Annotated in this window: 15 protein-coding genes; 6 read left to right on the top strand and 9 right to left on the bottom strand. The window is 69.7% G+C overall.

The genetic code is table 11. The features are described from left to right. Positions 1-19: 19 nt before the first annotated feature. From FVA80_RS06080 to FVA80_RS30335, 5 genes are all read left to right on the top strand, one after another. Positions 20-772: an FkbM family methyltransferase gene (locus FVA80_RS06080; protein ID WP_147907233.1), complete on the top strand. Its 753-nt coding sequence runs from the start codon at positions 20-22 to the stop codon at positions 770-772. Then, positions 769-1,107, top strand: a complete 339-nt coding sequence (locus tag FVA80_RS06085) for a hypothetical protein (RefSeq protein ID WP_246692286.1) — start codon at positions 769-771, stop codon at positions 1,105-1,107. Before FVA80_RS06080 ends, FVA80_RS06085 begins: the two co-directional genes overlap by 4 nt. Before the next feature lie 222 nt (positions 1,108-1,329). After that, entirely contained in the window at positions 1,330-2,367 is a 1,038-nt protein-coding gene (locus FVA80_RS06090; RefSeq protein WP_147907234.1) for a TRAP transporter substrate-binding protein, read from the top strand. 56 nt (positions 2,368-2,423) lie between these two features. Further along, positions 2,424-4,004, top strand: a complete 1,581-nt coding sequence (locus FVA80_RS06095; protein WP_246692499.1) for an acyl-CoA synthetase — start codon at positions 2,424-2,426, stop codon at positions 4,002-4,004. 201 nt (positions 4,005-4,205) lie between these two features. Beyond that, positions 4,206-4,364, top strand: coding sequence for a hypothetical protein (locus FVA80_RS30335; protein WP_187193601.1), 159 nt, complete (start codon positions 4,206-4,208; stop codon positions 4,362-4,364). A 264-nt stretch (positions 4,365-4,628) separates the two neighbouring features. Here the strand turns inward: FVA80_RS30335 and FVA80_RS06105 are convergent, their stop codons facing one another. The 9 genes from FVA80_RS06105 to FVA80_RS06145 all read right to left on the bottom strand — a co-directional run bounded on the left by FVA80_RS06105 (position 4,629) and on the right by FVA80_RS06145 (position 13,324). Next, complete coding sequence (locus tag FVA80_RS06105) at positions 4,629-6,521, bottom strand: TRAP transporter large permease subunit (protein ID WP_147907236.1); 1,893 nt, start codon at positions 6,519-6,521, stop codon at positions 4,629-4,631. 12 nt (positions 6,522-6,533) lie between these two features. Beyond that, entirely contained in the window at positions 6,534-7,550 is a 1,017-nt protein-coding gene (locus tag FVA80_RS06110; protein WP_147907237.1) for a TRAP transporter substrate-binding protein, read from the bottom strand. Between the two features lie 231 nt (positions 7,551-7,781). Then, entirely contained in the window at positions 7,782-8,663 is an 882-nt protein-coding gene (locus FVA80_RS06115; RefSeq protein ID WP_147907238.1) for an NAD(P)-dependent oxidoreductase, read from the bottom strand. Next, on the bottom strand, positions 8,654-9,676 hold the full coding sequence (locus FVA80_RS06120; protein ID WP_147907239.1) for a transketolase family protein: 1,023 nt from the start codon (positions 9,674-9,676) through the stop codon (positions 8,654-8,656). Before FVA80_RS06120 ends, FVA80_RS06115 begins: the two co-directional genes overlap by 10 nt. After that, entirely contained in the window at positions 9,673-10,536 is an 864-nt protein-coding gene (locus FVA80_RS06125; RefSeq protein WP_147907240.1) for a transketolase, read from the bottom strand. The genes FVA80_RS06120 and FVA80_RS06125 overlap by 4 nt, the downstream gene beginning before the upstream one ends. 10 nt (positions 10,537-10,546) lie before the next feature. Beyond that, positions 10,547-11,296 carry an SDR family oxidoreductase gene (locus FVA80_RS06130; protein ID WP_147907241.1) on the bottom strand — a complete coding sequence of 250 codons (750 nt, stop codon included), beginning with the start codon at positions 11,294-11,296 and terminating at the stop codon, positions 10,547-10,549. Positions 11,297-11,510: 214 nt separating this feature from the next. Next, positions 11,511-12,407, bottom strand: coding sequence for a LysR substrate-binding domain-containing protein (locus tag FVA80_RS06135; RefSeq protein ID WP_147907242.1), 897 nt, complete (start codon positions 12,405-12,407; stop codon positions 11,511-11,513). Positions 12,408-12,504: 97 nt separating this feature from the next. After that, positions 12,505-12,795, bottom strand: a complete 291-nt coding sequence (locus FVA80_RS06140; RefSeq protein WP_147907243.1) for a hypothetical protein — start codon at positions 12,793-12,795, stop codon at positions 12,505-12,507. Positions 12,796-12,910: 115 nt separating this feature from the next. Further along, complete coding sequence (locus tag FVA80_RS06145; RefSeq protein WP_246692287.1) at positions 12,911-13,324, bottom strand: hypothetical protein; 414 nt, start codon at positions 13,322-13,324, stop codon at positions 12,911-12,913. A gap of 350 nt (positions 13,325-13,674) precedes the next feature. Here FVA80_RS06145 and FVA80_RS06150 point away from each other — a divergent pair, with 350 nt between their 5' ends. Then, positions 13,675-14,289 (top strand): hypothetical protein, encoded by a 615-nt coding sequence (locus tag FVA80_RS06150; RefSeq protein WP_147907244.1) that lies wholly within the window; start codon positions 13,675-13,677, stop codon positions 14,287-14,289. Positions 14,290-14,395 lie beyond the last annotated feature (106 nt).

A 14,395-nucleotide genomic window follows, 5' to 3' on the forward strand; every position in this document is an offset into this window, starting at 1 on the left:
CATGGTGGAACGCAGGGCCATGGATGTCGCGCTCCTGACCGTCTTCAACGCCCTGGTCGATCTCAGGAACGAACTGGACGCGAAGCCCCATCTCGCCAGCTCCGAACTCGCGTTCCTGTCGTTCGCCACGAAGATGGCGCCGTATTCCAACGCGCAGCTGCTGCAGGACCTCTGGGTCCTGTACGAACTCAAGGAGAAGCGGAACGGCTACTTCGTCGAGTTCGGTGCCTGCGACGGGATCAGCCTGAGCAATACGCTGCTGCTCGAGAAGACCTTCGGCTGGCAGGGCGCGCTGGCCGAGCCGGCCCGGGCCTGGCACGCCGCGCTCTACGCCAACCGGAACTGCTACATCACCGACAAGTGCGTCTATAGGACCGACGGGGTCGAGGTCCTATTCAACGAGGTGGACATCGGCGAGCTGTCCGGCATGAACGACTTGGTGACGGGCGATTTCCACGCGCAGTTCCGCCAGGACGGTCGGCAATACGCGGTCCAGACGGTTTCGCTGGAGCGATTCCTGGTTGAGGCCCGGGCGCCGAAGCGCATCGACTACATGAGCATCGACGTGGAGGGCGGCGAGTTTGACGTGCTGGAAAGCTTCGATTTCACGCGCCACGACATCGCCCTGATCAGCGTCGAGCACAACTTCTCGGACAGCCGCGAGAAAATCTACGCCCTGCTGACCGGCCTGGGTTACCGTCGGCGTTTCCGGCAGCTGTCCCTGTTTGACGATTGGTATGTGCGGCCCGACCTCATCGCGACGCAGGCATGACGGAGCGCTCCATCGTGTCAGCCCGGACCGCGATCGGCATCCTTGATTCCCTGTTCGACCTGTTCAAGCAGATGGGCAGCGGCATCGCGCTCGACTTGCATTGGCTCGAGATCGCGCGGCGCCTTCAGCTGGTCCGCGCGGAGGTCGTCTGGTCGGCCGATCTGGCCTTCGTTTCCGCGAAGCTGAAAGCACACGCCGCCCACTACGCAACCACCTACCAGCCCGACGCCGGCTCGGAGCGGATCCGGAGAGCGAACGCCGACAAGCTCGACAAGGTCGTCCAACACTATTCGATCCTTCGTGCCCATCTGGAGCAGCAATTGCCGGCCGCATAGGCCCGCACGAGACGGTCATCGCGCGGATGATCCGCACGCTTCGGCGGGCATGCCCTTAAGACATGCCCTGACAAGTCGCCTGCACTGACGGCCGGGCCGAAACGGCCCCGTTGACTGGATTGGGCCAGCCGCTATCGAAGCCGCAAGACACGAGAGAGTCCGCGCATGAACGCGGACCCTGAGGAAACGCCGGGCCGCGCGCCCGGATCAGGAGGGCCGCCCATGTCGTCGCGAATTCACTTGCCCCTGTCCCGCCGCGGGTTCCTATCCGCCGGCTCGACGGCGATCCTCGCCGGAACCGTGGCGATGCCGCACGTGGCGCGGGCCCAGCGGGCGGACTTCACCTACAAGTACGCCAACAACCTGCCCGACACGCACCCGATGAACGTCCGCGCCCGCGAGATGGCGGACGCGCTGCGAACCGAGAGCGGCGGCCGCTTCGATCTCAAGATCTTCCCCACGAGCCAGCTCGGCTCGGACACCGACACGCTGAGCCAGCTGCGCTCGGGCAGCGTCGAGTTCTTCACGATGTCGCCGCTGATCCTTTCGACCCTGGTGCCCAACGCCTCGATCAACGGCATCGGTTACGCCTTCCCGGATTATGAGGCCGTGTGGCCGGCGATGGACGGGGAGCTGGGTGCCTGGGTCCGCCAGCAGATCGCCAAGGCCAACCTCGTGGCCATGGAGAAGATCTGGGACAACGGCTACCGCCAGACCACCTCCTCGACCCGACCCATCGCCAATCCGGACGACTTCAAGGGCTTCCGGATCCGCGTGCCGGTCTCGCCGCTCTGGACCTCGATGTTCCGGGCGTTCGAGGCGGCGCCCGCCTCGATCAACCTCAACGAGACCTACTCGGCCCTCCAGACCAAGATCGTCGAAGGCCAGGAGAACCCGCTGGCGGTGATCGCCACGACGAAGTTCTACGAGGTGCAGAAATACTGCTCGCTCACCAACCACATGTGGGATGGCTACTGGTTCCTGGCGAACCGCCGGGCCTGGGAGCGCCTCCCCGAGGACCTGCGCACCATGGTCGCCCGCCACATCAACGAGGCCGGCATGAAGGAGCGGGCCGACGTGGCCAAGCTCAATGCCAGCCTGCAGGAAGACCTGACCAAGAGCGGCCTCGTGTTCAACAAGCCTGATCCGGAGCCGTTTCGCGAGAAGCTGCGCAAGGCCGGCTTCTACGCCGAATGGAAGGGTCGGTACGGCGAGGAGGGCTGGTCCCTCCTGGAGAAGGCCTGCGGGAAGCTCGCGTGAACGGCCCGGCGGGGCCGGCGCCGCGCGGCGGCGTCGCGCCCTGTTCGCGGCGGGTTATGAACCTCGCCCACTTTCTGCGCCGGGCGGCCCGCCGCTGGCCGGACGCGATCGGCCTCGCCTGGGGTGACCGGACCTGGAGCTGGGGCGCCCTCGACGCCCGGGTCGACGCCATGGCGGCGGCGCTCGCGGCCCGGGGCGTCGCCAAGGGCGACCGCGTGCTGGTCCAGGCGCGCAACGGCAACCAACTGTTCGAATCGATGTTCGTCTGCTTCCGGCTCGGCGCCGTCTGGGTGCCGACGAATTTCCGGCAGACGCCCGCGGAGGTCGCCTATCTCGCCAGCGCCGGCGGCGCCTCGGCGCTGATCTGCGGCGCGGAGTTCCCGGACCACGCCACCGCGATCCGCGAGGCCGCGCCGGACCTGCGCCTCGTGGTCGAGATCGGCGGCTCCGCCTTCGGGCTGGATTACGACGCCCTGGTGGCCGCGCACGCCGCGCAGACGGCCCCCACCGCCGATGTCGAGCACGACGATCCGTGCTGGTTCTTCTTCACCTCGGGCACCACCGGCCGCCCGAAGGCGGCGGTGCTCACCCACGGCCAGATGGCCTTCGTGATCACCAACCACCTCTGCGACCTGATGCCGGGCACGACGGAGGCGGACGCCTCGCTGGTGGTCGCGCCGCTCTCGCACGGAGCCGGCATCCACCAGCTCGCCCAGGTCGCGGCCGGCGCCATGACGGTGCTCACCGGCGGCACGCGCCTGGACCCCGCGGAGGTGTGGTCGCTGGTCGAGCGCTGGCGCATCACCAACCTGTTCACCGTGCCGACCATCGTGAAGCTGATCACCGAGCACCCGGCGGTCGCGGCGCACGACCATACGAGCCTGCGCCACGTGATCTACGCGGGCGCGCCGATGTACCGGGAGGACCAGAAGCGGGCCCTGCGGGCGCTGGGACCGGTGCTGGTCCAGTATTTCGGGCTCGGCGAGGTGACCGGCAACATCACCGTGCTGCCGCCCCGCCTGCACGCCGCCGAAGACGGCCCGGGGGTGAAGGTCGGCACCTGCGGGTTCGAGCGCACCGGCATGCAGGTGCAGATCCAGGACACGAAGGGGCGGGAGCTGGGGGCCGGCGAGACCGGCGAGATCTGCGTCTGCGGCCCGGCCGTGTTCGCGGGCTACTACGACAACCCGGAGGCCAACGCGGCGGCGTTCCGGAACGGCTGGTTCCGCACCGGCGACCTCGGCCACCTCGACCCGGAAGGGTTTTTGTTCATCACCGGCCGCGCCTCCGACATGTACATCTCGGGCGGGTCGAACGTGTACCCGCGCGAGACCGAGGAGAAGCTCCTGAAGCATCCGGCCATCGCCGAGGCCGCGATCCTGGGGGTGCCCGACCCGGCCTGGGGCGAGGTCGGCGTCGCGGTCTGCGTGGCCCGCCCCGGCGCGGAGATCGGCGAGGCGGAATTGATCGCGTGGCTCGCCGGCGAGGTTGCCCGCTACAAGCTGCCGAAGCGGGTGTTCTTCTGGGACGAATTACCGAAATCCGGCTACGGCAAGATCACCAAGCGGGCGATCCGCGAGGGTCTCGAAGCCCGCGGCGGCCTGCCGCTTGATCCGGGTACCCCTGCCGGACGGTGACGGTTCGGACGACCGCGTTCGCTGCACCGCACCCGGCAGAATCCGTTCGCGGACCGGTTCGGTGAAGAATTCATGCGAACTTCATGCCGTCCTTGCATGGCAGGCCGCGGAAGAGCCCCCTCACGCGCGATCCCGAGCCGGCGCATATTGCACCGCAGCAACCGGGCGCGCCTGCCCGGCCCTTGTTCGGGATCGGACACGATGGCCACCCTCGCGTATCTCGTCGGCTTCCGCTCCGAGCGTTCGCTTCTCGGTCAGGTCGCCGGCCGCCTCGAAGGCGCGCTGAAGCGCGTCGCCGACGGTCGCTACGCCGAGCAGCGCGACCGCGTCGCGCGCACCGGCGGCGCCGGGATGATCTGACCGGCATACAGCCTCAACGCCGGCGTCCGCGCGGCCTCAGCGACGGGCGCATGTCATCCGAGAAGACCAGGTCGGTGGCGCCCACAGGCACCAGCCCGCGATGGGCCGCGATGCCGTTCATCATCGAGCCCACCGCGGGCTCGCGGATGCCGTCATGCAGGTCGCGCCCGCATGGGGCGGTTCCGGATCGGGCGCGCGGCGGCGCTCCCCGGACGGGGATGGATCCGGCCGGGTGTCACGGTGGCGAGGGCAGACTCGGTGTCGTCAGAGGAACCCGATCGAGAACCAGGGGACCAGGATGATGACGACGAGGCCGATCAGCAGGGCCAGGATGTAGCCGACGATCGGGCGCATGCCCGCATCCGGGTGGATCCGGCTGATCGCGCAGGCGGCGTAGTAGCCGACGCCGAAGGGTGGGGCGAACAGCCCGATGCCCATCGCGAGGATCACCACCATCGCGTAGTGGACCTCGTGGACGCCCACCTGCCGGGCGATCGGGAACAGCAGCGGGCCGAACAGCACGATCGCCGGGATACCCTCCAGCACCGAGCCCAGGATGATGAACGCGCCGGCCGACACGAACAGGAAGCCCACGGGGCCGCCGGGCAGGCTCTTCATCGCGATCGCCAGCGTCTGCGAGAAGCCCGACTGGGTCAGCGCCCAGGCCATGCCGGTGGCCGCGCCGATGATCAGCAGGATCGCCCCCGACAGCGTCGCGGTCATGACCAGCATCGGGTAGAGCCGCCGCCAGTCGAACTGGCGGTAGATCAGCAGCCCCGCCAGCACCGCGTAGACGATGCCGATGGTCGAGACCTCGGTGGCGGTGGCGATGCCCTCGACCACCGCGAAGCGGATCACGAACGGCAGCGCCAGGGCCGGCACCGCCACCAGGAGAGCCCGGCCGATCACGCTGCGCGACGGGCGGGCGACGTGGCTCAGATCCTCCCGGCGGTAGCGCCACCAGACCAGGGCGCACAGGGTCACGGCCAGCACCAGGCCCGGCAGCAGGCCGCCGGTGAACAGGGCCGTGATCGACACGCCGGTGACCGAGCCGATGGTGATCAACACGATCGAGGGCGGGATCGTCTCGGTCTGCGCGCCGGTTGTGGCGAGCAGGGCCACGAGGTCGCCCTCCTTGGCGCCCCGCGCCTTCATCTCGGGAAACAGCACGGGCGCGACTGCGGCCATGTCGGCGGCCTTCGAGCCGGAGATGCCCGAGACGAGGTACATGGCGCCGACCAGCACGTAATGCAGGCCACCGCGGACGTGACCGAGCAGGGAGGCCAGGAACCCGACCATCGCCCGGGCCATGCCGGTCATCTCGATTAGCAGGCCGAGGAACACGAACAGCGGCACGGCGAGCAGGATGAGATGGCTCATGCCCTCGTCCATGCGCCCGACCACCACCATCGACGGGGCGTTGGTGGTGAGCGTGATGTAGGCGTAGGTCGACAGACCGAACGCGAAGGCGATCGGCACGCCGGAGAAGACCAGGGCGCCGACCCCGAGGACGAAGAACAGCAGCAGGTTGAGGTTGCCGAGCCCCATGAGCCAGGGCTGGAGCGCCATGAGCCCCGCCGCGATGCCGCCGCCCAGGGCGAGCGCGCCGACGGTGAGCCGCCAGTCGGCGGATTCCAGGAGGCGGATCACGGCGACCAGCAGCATCAGGCCGAAGCCGATCGGGAGGGCGGCGGCCCGCCAGGCGTTGTTGAGCTCCAGCGCGGGGGTCTGGACGAAGGTCTCCTCGCTGGCGAATTCGAAAGCCGGCTCCAGCACCAGCGCCACGAAGATCAGGCCGGCCACCAGCGCGACCGTCTCCAGGAAGGCGCGCAGGCGCGGGCCGCACATCGCCACGATGGCGGTCATGCGCATGTGCTCGGCACGGCGGAACGCGACCACGGCGCCCAGCATGGCGAGCCACAGGAACAGGATCGCGGCCAATTCGTCCGACCAGACCAGCGGCTCCCGGAACACGTAGCGGCTGACCACGCCGCCGAACAACACACCGATCTCGGCCAGAACCAGCAGCGCCGCCGGGATCTCCACGAGGTAGCCGAGGGCCACGTCCAGCTTGCGCAGCCAGGTCCTGGCGCGGAGCGGCGGCCCCGCCAGCTCAAGCCCGGCCGCGCTCTCGACGGCCGCGATATCGATCTGCATGCCGGTCGTCCTTCAGGTCAGCTTGCCGGAGACGTCTTCGAGATGCGCCCACGCCGCATCCCCGTACTTGGCCTTCCAGTCGCGGTAGAAGCTCGTCCGGCTCAGCACCGCGCGGAACCGCGAGCGGTCGACGTCGACGAAGCCGATGCCCTTGGCGGCAAGGCTCTCGCGCAGGGACAGGCTGAGCTTGGCCACATCCGCGCGCTGGTCGGTGCCGGACCGGTCGAATTCCTGCGAAACTGTCCGGCGCAGATCCTCCGGCAGGCGATGCCAAGCCTTCTTGTTGCCCAAAATCCAGTAGCCGTCCCAGACATGCCCGGTCAGGCTGCAGGATTTCTGCACTTCGTAGAGCCGGGCCGTCGCCGTAATGGCAAGCGGATTCTCCTGCCCCTCGACCACCTTGGTCTGGAGCGCGGAGTACAGCTCGTTGAAATTGATCGGCGCCGCGCCGGCATCGAGCGCCTTGAACAGCGAGGTCAGCATCGGCGCCGGCGGCACGCGGATCTTGAAGCCCTTGAGGTCCTCGGGGGTCCTGATCTCGCGGGTCGAGGAGGTGATCTGCCGGAATCCGTTGTCCCAGACCTTGGAGACGGTGAGGATCGGCGTCTTGGCGATCTCGGCCCGGACGTAGGCACCGAGGCCGCCATCCATCGCCGACCAGACCGCGTCGTAATCCTTGAATGCGAAACCGGTGTTGGGCAGGCTCGCGGCCGGCACGAAGGTGGCGAGGATCGAGGTGGCGAGGTTGAAGAACTCGACGCTGCCGTTGCGCACCTGCGCCAGCAGGTCGGTGTCCGAACCGAGCTGGTTGGCCGGGAACAGCTTGATCTCCAGGCGCCCGCCGGTCGCCTCGCGGATCCGGTCGAGGGCCTCCTGCGCCCGGATGTTGACCGGGTGGGTCGGGTCCTGGCCGGTGGCGAGCTTGTAGGAGAACTCGGCCGCCTGCCCGCGCCGGGTCAGGATGCCGAAGACCGGCACGGCGGTCGCGCCGGCGAGCAGGCTGCGGCGGCTGAAGCGCGTGTCGCGCATGGTTTCACTCCCTGGGTCGTCCCGAGCCGCGCGATCCCCGCCGTTGACCGGTCGTGTGGATTCGTGCGTCCCTTCAGTCTTCGCGGCCCGATACCGATATCCGGGGGACCGCTTCTGTGCGTCTCACGCGCCGTCTCTCGCTCCGGCGCGGATCATCCAGGCTCAGCGGCGCGGGGACAAGCCGTGGCGGCGCACAAACGCCGACACTTCACCGCTGCCGTGCCCGCACGTTCAGGTCCCGTTGAGGGCGCGATAGGCGCGCACCACCTGGCTGTCGTCGGCGGCGCCGTCGCCGCGGCCCGATGTCGAGACGAAGAGCTGATGGGCGAAGGCGGCGAGCGGGAGCGCCGCCCCCGCGCTTCGGCCGGCTTCCAGCACGATGCCGAGATCCTTGACGAAGATGTCGACCGCGCTGGTGACCTCCGGCTCGCCCTCCAGCATGCGGGGGCCACGGTCGCGCAGCATCCAGCTCGACGCCGACGAGCCCGAGAGGATCTCCAGCACCACCGCGAGATCGACCCCGACCCGGCCGGCCAGAGCCATCGCCTCGGCGGCGGCCGCGATGTGGACGCCGCACAAGAGCTGATTCACCGCCTTGACGGTGGCGCCCTGGCCCGGCCGCTCGCCGACATGGAAGATCCGGTCACCCAGGGCGTCGAGCAACGGGCGGATCTCCGCAAGCGTTGCGGCCGGCGCCGCGGCCATGATCGTGAGCTTGGCGGCCTTGGCCCCGACGACGCCCCCCGAGACCGGGGCGTCCACGAACCGGCGGCCGGTGGCCGAGACGCGCGCCGCGATGGCCTCCACGGCCCCCGGCGGACAGGTCGCCATCAGGACGACGATCCCGTCCGGGGCGAGGGCGTCGAGCGCACCCTGTCCGAACAGCACGTCCTCGGCCTGGGCGGCGTTGACCACCATCAGCACGAGCGCGTCGGCGCCGTCGGCCGCCTGCGCCAGGGTCCCGGCCAGCTCGCCGCCCGCTGCCGCGAGGGCCGCGCGGCTCTCCGCCCGGACGTCGTAGCCGCGCACGGAAAAACCCGCGGCCACGAGGTGACCCGCCATCGGCAGGCCCATGGCGCCGAGGCCGACGAAGGCGAGGCGGCTCACAGCCATCCGCGGATGCTCCGCGCCATCGCGGCGGCCGAGATCCCGTAGCGGTCGTGGAGCGTGGGCAGGGCGCCGGCGTCGAGGAATGCGTCCGGCAGGCCGATCTGGCGGAAGCCGCGCTCCGGCATCGTTCCGCTGCGCATCAGCACGCCCGCCACCGCCTCGCCGAGGCCGCCGATCACCGTGTGGTTCTCGGCCACCACAACGAGGCGTCCGCCACGTCGGGCCTCGTGCAGGATCGTCGCCTCGTCCAGGGGCTTGATCGTCGGCACGTGCAGGACCGCCACGTCGATCCGGTCGTCGCGCAGCGCCTCGGCCACCTCCAGCGCCCGCATGGTCATCAGCCCGGAGGAGACGATCAGCACGTCGCGCCCGTCGCGGATCGTCTTGGCCTTGCCCAGTTCGAACGTGTAGCCGTACTCGTCGAGCACCAGGGGGACGTTGCCGCGCAGGAGCCGCAGGTACACAGGCCCCTTATGGGCGGCCATGGCCGGCACGACCTGCTCGATCTCGTGCGCGTCGCACGGATCGATGATCGTGAGGTTGGGCATGCCGCGGAAGATCGCGAGGTCCTCCGTCGCCTGGTGGCTCGGGCCGTAGCCGGTGGTCAGGCCGGGCAGGGCACAGGCGATCTTGACGTCGAGATTCTCCTCGGCGATCGCCAGGCAGATGAAGTCGTAGGCCCGGCGGGCGGCGAACACCGCGTAGGTGGTGGCGAAGGGCGTGAAGCCTTCGCGGGCGAGCCCGGCCGCCGCGCTCATCAGGAGCTGCTCGGCCATCCCCATCTGGTAGAACCGCTCAGGATGGGCCTGCGCGAAGATGTGCAGGTCGGTGTATTTCGACAGGTCCGCCGACAGGCCGACGATGTCGGGCCGGGTCTTGGCGAGTTCGACCAGGGCATGTCCGAACGGCGCGGCCCTGGTGCGCTGCCCGGGGGCGGCGAGCGAGGCGATCATCGCCGAGGTCTTGAGGCTGCCGCCTTCCCGCGGGGCGGGTCTCTCGTATTTCGAGCGTCTCACCGCACCCTCCCTTCGTCCAGGACCGCTAAAGCCCGCTGCCATTCGTCCGGCTCGACGCGCAGGAAGTGATTGCGTTCGCGCGCTTCCAGGAACGGCACGCCCTTGGCCATGCGCGTGTCGCAGATGATGATCCGGGGCTGCGGCCCCGGGTGATGGCGCGCCGCATCGAAGGCAGCCACCAGCGCGTCGAGGTCGTTGCCGTCGACCCGCTGCACGAACCAGTTGAACGCCTCGAATTTCGGAGCCAGCGGCTCGAAGTTGAGCACCCCCGTGGAGGCGCCGTCGGCCTGCATGCCGTTCACGTCGACCAGGCCGATCAGGTTGTCGAGCTTGAACGAGCCTGCCGACATGGCGGCCTCCCAGGTCGAGCCCTCGTCGAGCTCGCCGTCGGAGAACAGGTTGTAGACGACGCTCTTCGAGCCCTTCCGCTTCAGGCCGAGGCACATGCCCACCGCGATCCCGAGCCCGTGGCCGAGCGAGCCGCCGGTGATCTCCATGCCCGGCGTGTAGGCGGCCATGCCCGACATCGGCAGGCGGCTGTCGTCGCCGCCATAGCTCGTCAGCTCATCCTCCGGGATGATCTCCGCCTCGATCAGCGCGGCGTAGAGCGCGATGGCGTAGTGGCCGATCGACAGCAGGAACCGGTCGCGGCCCTCCCATTCGGGATCCTCCGGCCGGTAGGCCATGGCGTGGAAGTAGCTCACCGCCAGCACGTCGCTGATGCCGAGCGCCTGGGCGATGTAGCCTTGGCCCTGGACCTCGCCCATGCGCAGGGCATGGCGGCGGATATGGTAGGCGCGCTCGCTGAGCGGGACGTTGGACCCCGCACGGGGCCGTTCGGTCGGGGACGGAGACGTCATGGCGTGCCTCTCAATGGATCAGCATGCCGCCGTTCACGTCGATCACCGCGCCGGTGATGTACGCGGACAGGTCGGAGGCCAGGAACAGGCAAGCGTTGGCGACGTCGTCGGCCACCCCGAGGCGCCCCAGCGGGATGCCCTTCGCGATCTCGACCTTGAGCTCGGGGGTGAGCTTGCCGCCCGTGATGTCGGTCTGGATCAGGCCGGGCGTCACGGAATTCACCCGGATCCCGTCGGGGCCGAGTTCCCGGGCCATGGCCTTGGCGAGGCCCAGAACGCCGCCCTTGGCCGCGCTGTAATGCGGGCCTCCGAAGATGCCGCCGCCGCGCTGGGCAGAGACCGAGGACATGCATACGATCGCCCCCGAGCCCTGGCCGCGCATCCCCGGGATCACGGCCTGGCTCATGTAGAGGGTGCCGCGCAGGTTCACGTCGGTGACCGCGTCGTAATTCTCCGGCGCGATGTCCATGATCTTGAGCGGCTGGGTGATGCCGGCGTTGTTGACGAGCACGTCGATGCGCCCGAGCCGGGCCACGACCTCCTCGGCGGCCCGGGAACAGGCGGCCCGGTCGGCCACGTCGCAGGCGAGGCCGACATGGCCGGCCCCGATCTCGCGGGCGGATTCCTCGGCTTGGCCCGCATCGAGGTCGAGCACGGCGATACGCGCGCCATACTGCGCGAACAGGCGCGCGGTGGCCTTGCCGATGCCGCGGGCGGAGGCCGCCCCGGTGATCACGCAGACCCGATCGTTCAACAGCATGGGACCCTCCCGGCGATCCGCGCGGGTGCGGGATCGAAGCCTGTCGTCGCGACGGAGGCGCAAGCCGGCCGGCGATCGCGATCCGGGGATCGGCGGCCTCGCGGTGACGTTTCCTCGCGTCTTGTTCGTTGAGGCGACATTGACCCGGCGAGACCGGCCGCGACAAACGCGAATCCTACATCCTCAGGTGAATGGGATTCACCTGCCGAGGGTGTCAAACCAGCTCGGCGGCCAGCTCGATCGCGAGTTCCTGGGCGAGCCAGCGCGCGAAGACCCGCAGCGGCGCCCGGCGGCGGGCATCGGCCGGGCAGACGAAATGGTGGCCGACGTAGCCGATGTCCTCCGCCCGTCCGGCGAGCGGCGCGACCAGGCGACCGGCGGCGATCTCCCGCTCGGCGAGCCGGGTCGATTCGAGGGCGACGCCGAGCCCGTCCGCCGCCGCCGCCAGGGCGAGGAAACTCCGGTCGAAGCGGATCGCGGCGGTGGGCGGCGCGGCCAGCCGGTTGCGCTCGAACCAGTGAGTCCAGCGCACCTGCTTATTGTCGCTCTGGATCAGGGTCTGCGCGAACAGGTCGGCGGGGGCGGCGATCCGGGCGGCGCGCTCGGGATCGCAGAGGGGCGTCACCGTCTCGAACCCGAGCGGCATGCGCACGAGGCCTTCGCCCCGGGGCGGCCCGTAGACGATGTCGGCGTCGAACTCGTCGGTGATGAAGCGGGCGTAGTCCATGCCGGCGGCCAGCCGAACCTCGAAGCCCGGATGCTCGCTGAGGAAGCGCGCCAGGCGCGGGACGAGCCACTGCGCGGCAAAGCTCGGCGCGCAATGGAGGCGCAGCAGTTGGGGCCCGCGATTCGCCACGAGGTCGAGGCCGCGGTTCAGCTCGGCGAAGGCCCGGCCGACATGGTCGCACAAGGCCTCCCCGGCCGGGGTCGGCGTGATGCCTTGCCCGTTGCGCTCGAACAGGGCGACGCCGAGCGTCTCCTCCATCTTGCGGATGGCGTGGCTGACCGCGCTCGGCGACAGGTTCAGCTCGCCCGCCGCCGCCTTGAATGAGCGCCGCCGCGCGGCGGCCTCGAAGATCCGGACGGCGGACAGGGGGACGGGCGGACGCATCCGAGGCAGGATGGTCCGGCGGTGGCGGCGCTGGCAATGGCCGAGGGATCTGTGCGGGCCGTCAGGCGGCCCAACGCTGCGATGAGCTGAGCCGGCTTCAGGCTGCCAGCGCCGCCTGCCCGTCGCGGCCATGGGCCTGATCCATGATCTCGCCGATCCGTTCGCCGACGGCGATCGCGATGCCGGCCGAGGCGGGCCCCTCCGAACCCTGCTGGCAGATCCGAGTGAGGACGTCGGTGACGCGCTGTTCCATGACGGCGAGAATGGCCGCGGCCGCCGCGGGCTGGGCCCCGCGGAGCACGGCCGCGAGGTCGCAATAGGCGTCCTGGAGGAGCCGCAGGGTCAGGCGATCGACAGCCTGCTCGTCTTCAGCCTTCAAGGCACCCATGCCACGCCTCCCTCGGGTCGCTCGCTGCAACTTGGGGAGGACACGTTAACGGCGCGTAAACCGGCAGAGCCTTCGGACGCGATCGGCTAACCATGCCCCGCCCGGCGGCGCAGGCTCAGCAGCCCGAGCAGATGCCGCTCGCGGCCGCGTGGCCGCCTTTCAGGAGGCGCTCCATCGCCGCGTCGCGATCGTAGGTCTGCGCCGGGATCGTCGACGCGGCCGACCGGCCGGCGGCGAGGGCCGGCGGTCTCAGGAGATCGGCGGGACGCAACGCCTCCCAGGCCAAGCGGCTGCGCCGGGACGAGTCCAGGGCCGCACCCGGGTTCAGGCCCCGGGGCTCGAACGCCGGGACCGGGGTCGTCATGGTCCCCGGTATGACGATGCGCGGCAGGGTGGCGACCGCCTCGGCTTGGGCCTCCGGGGCCGCGGCCACCGGCGTCGCGGCGACGGACACCGGGGTGCGCGGCAACGCGCTGTAGGCCGTCGGCACGTTCGGCAGGCGCGAGCACGCCCCCGCCGACAGCAGCATGCCTAGGACCGCAATCCGCTTAACATTGATCATGATCGCCCTGATGCGATGCCGCAGCCCTAATCACGGCTGTGGGACTCGATGTTAACCACGGATTAAGCCATATGTCCAACCCGCATGGCCAAGCGTAACTTCCAAATAAACAAACAATACTTGTAGATGACCGGAAATCCCGTGATAATCTTGGCCCACTCAACCCGTCCGGACGGAAGCATCGTCGGCACGGCCGGTCCAAGACCGGGTTCGCTGCCTGCGTATTGAATACCGACTCTTCAAGAAAACGGTTTGCTCGGCGGCGCCCACGCGGCAACGAGAAGCTTGGCGGCTCCGGACAGCCGCCGAGATGGGTCATGAAGAGCGTTGCACATTCCCTGATGGCGGCGCTTGCTGCTTTCGCCGTCCTGTCGCCGTCGATCGTTGCGGCCGTTCCCGCTGGCCGAAGCGCGGAACAACCCCGCCCGGCGGTCGATCGCAGCGCGCTCATCGCGGAGCGACAGCAACAGACGTGGCAGCAGCTTTCAGGCTCGATCTGCACCGGCTGCATTACGGTGGCCAACCGCGTCGCGCCGGTCAGCTACGACAAGCCGAGCCTGGTCGAGCTGGCGCAGCGCCCGACCCGCCTCGCGACGGCCGCGCGGCGGCCGCGGGCGAAGGTGCGGCTCGCCCAATTGCGGCGCGCCAAGATGCGCGTTGCGCAACTACGACTTGCCCAGATGCGCAAGCGCTACGCCCGGCTTCATCGGCACGACCGGCGCCGGCTCGCGGCAGGAGCGCATCCGGTCCGGCTGGCGAAACGCCCGCCGCCGCGGACACTCGCGCTGGCGGGCGGGTTACCGGTCGGGCCGATCCAGGTCGAGTACCGGCTGCCCGAACACCCGGTCGAGCGGCCGTGGGTGCCCCAGGACGACAACCGCTGGCGCGCGACGATCCTGCCGGCCTCATCGGTACGCCCGCGACGATCCTGACACGACGCGCGGCGCCGTCACGGCGGACGCCGGGATCGGAACGCGATACACCGCCCGGCAAACCGGGACGGGCGATTGAACCCCGCCGCCCGCATCCCGTTGTGCC

The sequence above is a fragment of the Methylobacterium sp. WL1 genome, from assembly GCF_008000895.1.
Taxonomy (GTDB): Bacteria; Pseudomonadota; Alphaproteobacteria; order Rhizobiales; family Beijerinckiaceae; genus Methylobacterium.

Excerpts from the sequence above, each read along its gene's own strand:
- FVA80_RS06080 (WP_147907233.1), top strand. The coding sequence starts at position 20 with ATGGATGTCGCGCTCCTGACCGTCTTCAACGCCCTGGTCGATCTCAGG.
- FVA80_RS06085 (WP_246692286.1), top strand. The coding sequence starts at position 769 with ATGACGGAGCGCTCCATCGTGTCAGCCCGGACCGCGATCGGCATCCTT.
- FVA80_RS06090 (WP_147907234.1), top strand. The coding sequence starts at position 1,330 with ATGTCGTCGCGAATTCACTTGCCCCTGTCCCGCCGCGGGTTCCTATCC.
- FVA80_RS06095 (WP_246692499.1), top strand. The coding sequence starts at position 2,424 with ATGAACCTCGCCCACTTTCTGCGCCGGGCGGCCCGCCGCTGGCCGGAC.
- FVA80_RS30335 (WP_187193601.1), top strand. The coding sequence starts at position 4,206 with ATGGCCACCCTCGCGTATCTCGTCGGCTTCCGCTCCGAGCGTTCGCTT.
- FVA80_RS06105 (WP_147907236.1), bottom strand. The coding sequence starts at position 6,521 with ATGCAGATCGATATCGCGGCCGTCGAGAGCGCGGCCGGGCTTGAGCTG.
- FVA80_RS06110 (WP_147907237.1), bottom strand. The coding sequence starts at position 7,550 with ATGCGCGACACGCGCTTCAGCCGCCGCAGCCTGCTCGCCGGCGCGACC.
- FVA80_RS06115 (WP_147907238.1), bottom strand. The coding sequence starts at position 8,663 with ATGGCTGTGAGCCGCCTCGCCTTCGTCGGCCTCGGCGCCATGGGCCTG.
- FVA80_RS06125 (WP_147907240.1), bottom strand. The coding sequence starts at position 10,536 with ATGACGTCTCCGTCCCCGACCGAACGGCCCCGTGCGGGGTCCAACGTC.
- FVA80_RS06130 (WP_147907241.1), bottom strand. The coding sequence starts at position 11,296 with ATGCTGTTGAACGATCGGGTCTGCGTGATCACCGGGGCGGCCTCCGCC.
- FVA80_RS06135 (WP_147907242.1), bottom strand. The coding sequence starts at position 12,407 with ATGCGTCCGCCCGTCCCCCTGTCCGCCGTCCGGATCTTCGAGGCCGCC.
- FVA80_RS06140 (WP_147907243.1), bottom strand. The coding sequence starts at position 12,795 with ATGGGTGCCTTGAAGGCTGAAGACGAGCAGGCTGTCGATCGCCTGACC.
- FVA80_RS06145 (WP_246692287.1), bottom strand. The coding sequence starts at position 13,324 with ATGCTGCTGTCGGCGGGGGCGTGCTCGCGCCTGCCGAACGTGCCGACG.
- FVA80_RS06150 (WP_147907244.1), top strand. The coding sequence starts at position 13,675 with ATGAAGAGCGTTGCACATTCCCTGATGGCGGCGCTTGCTGCTTTCGCC.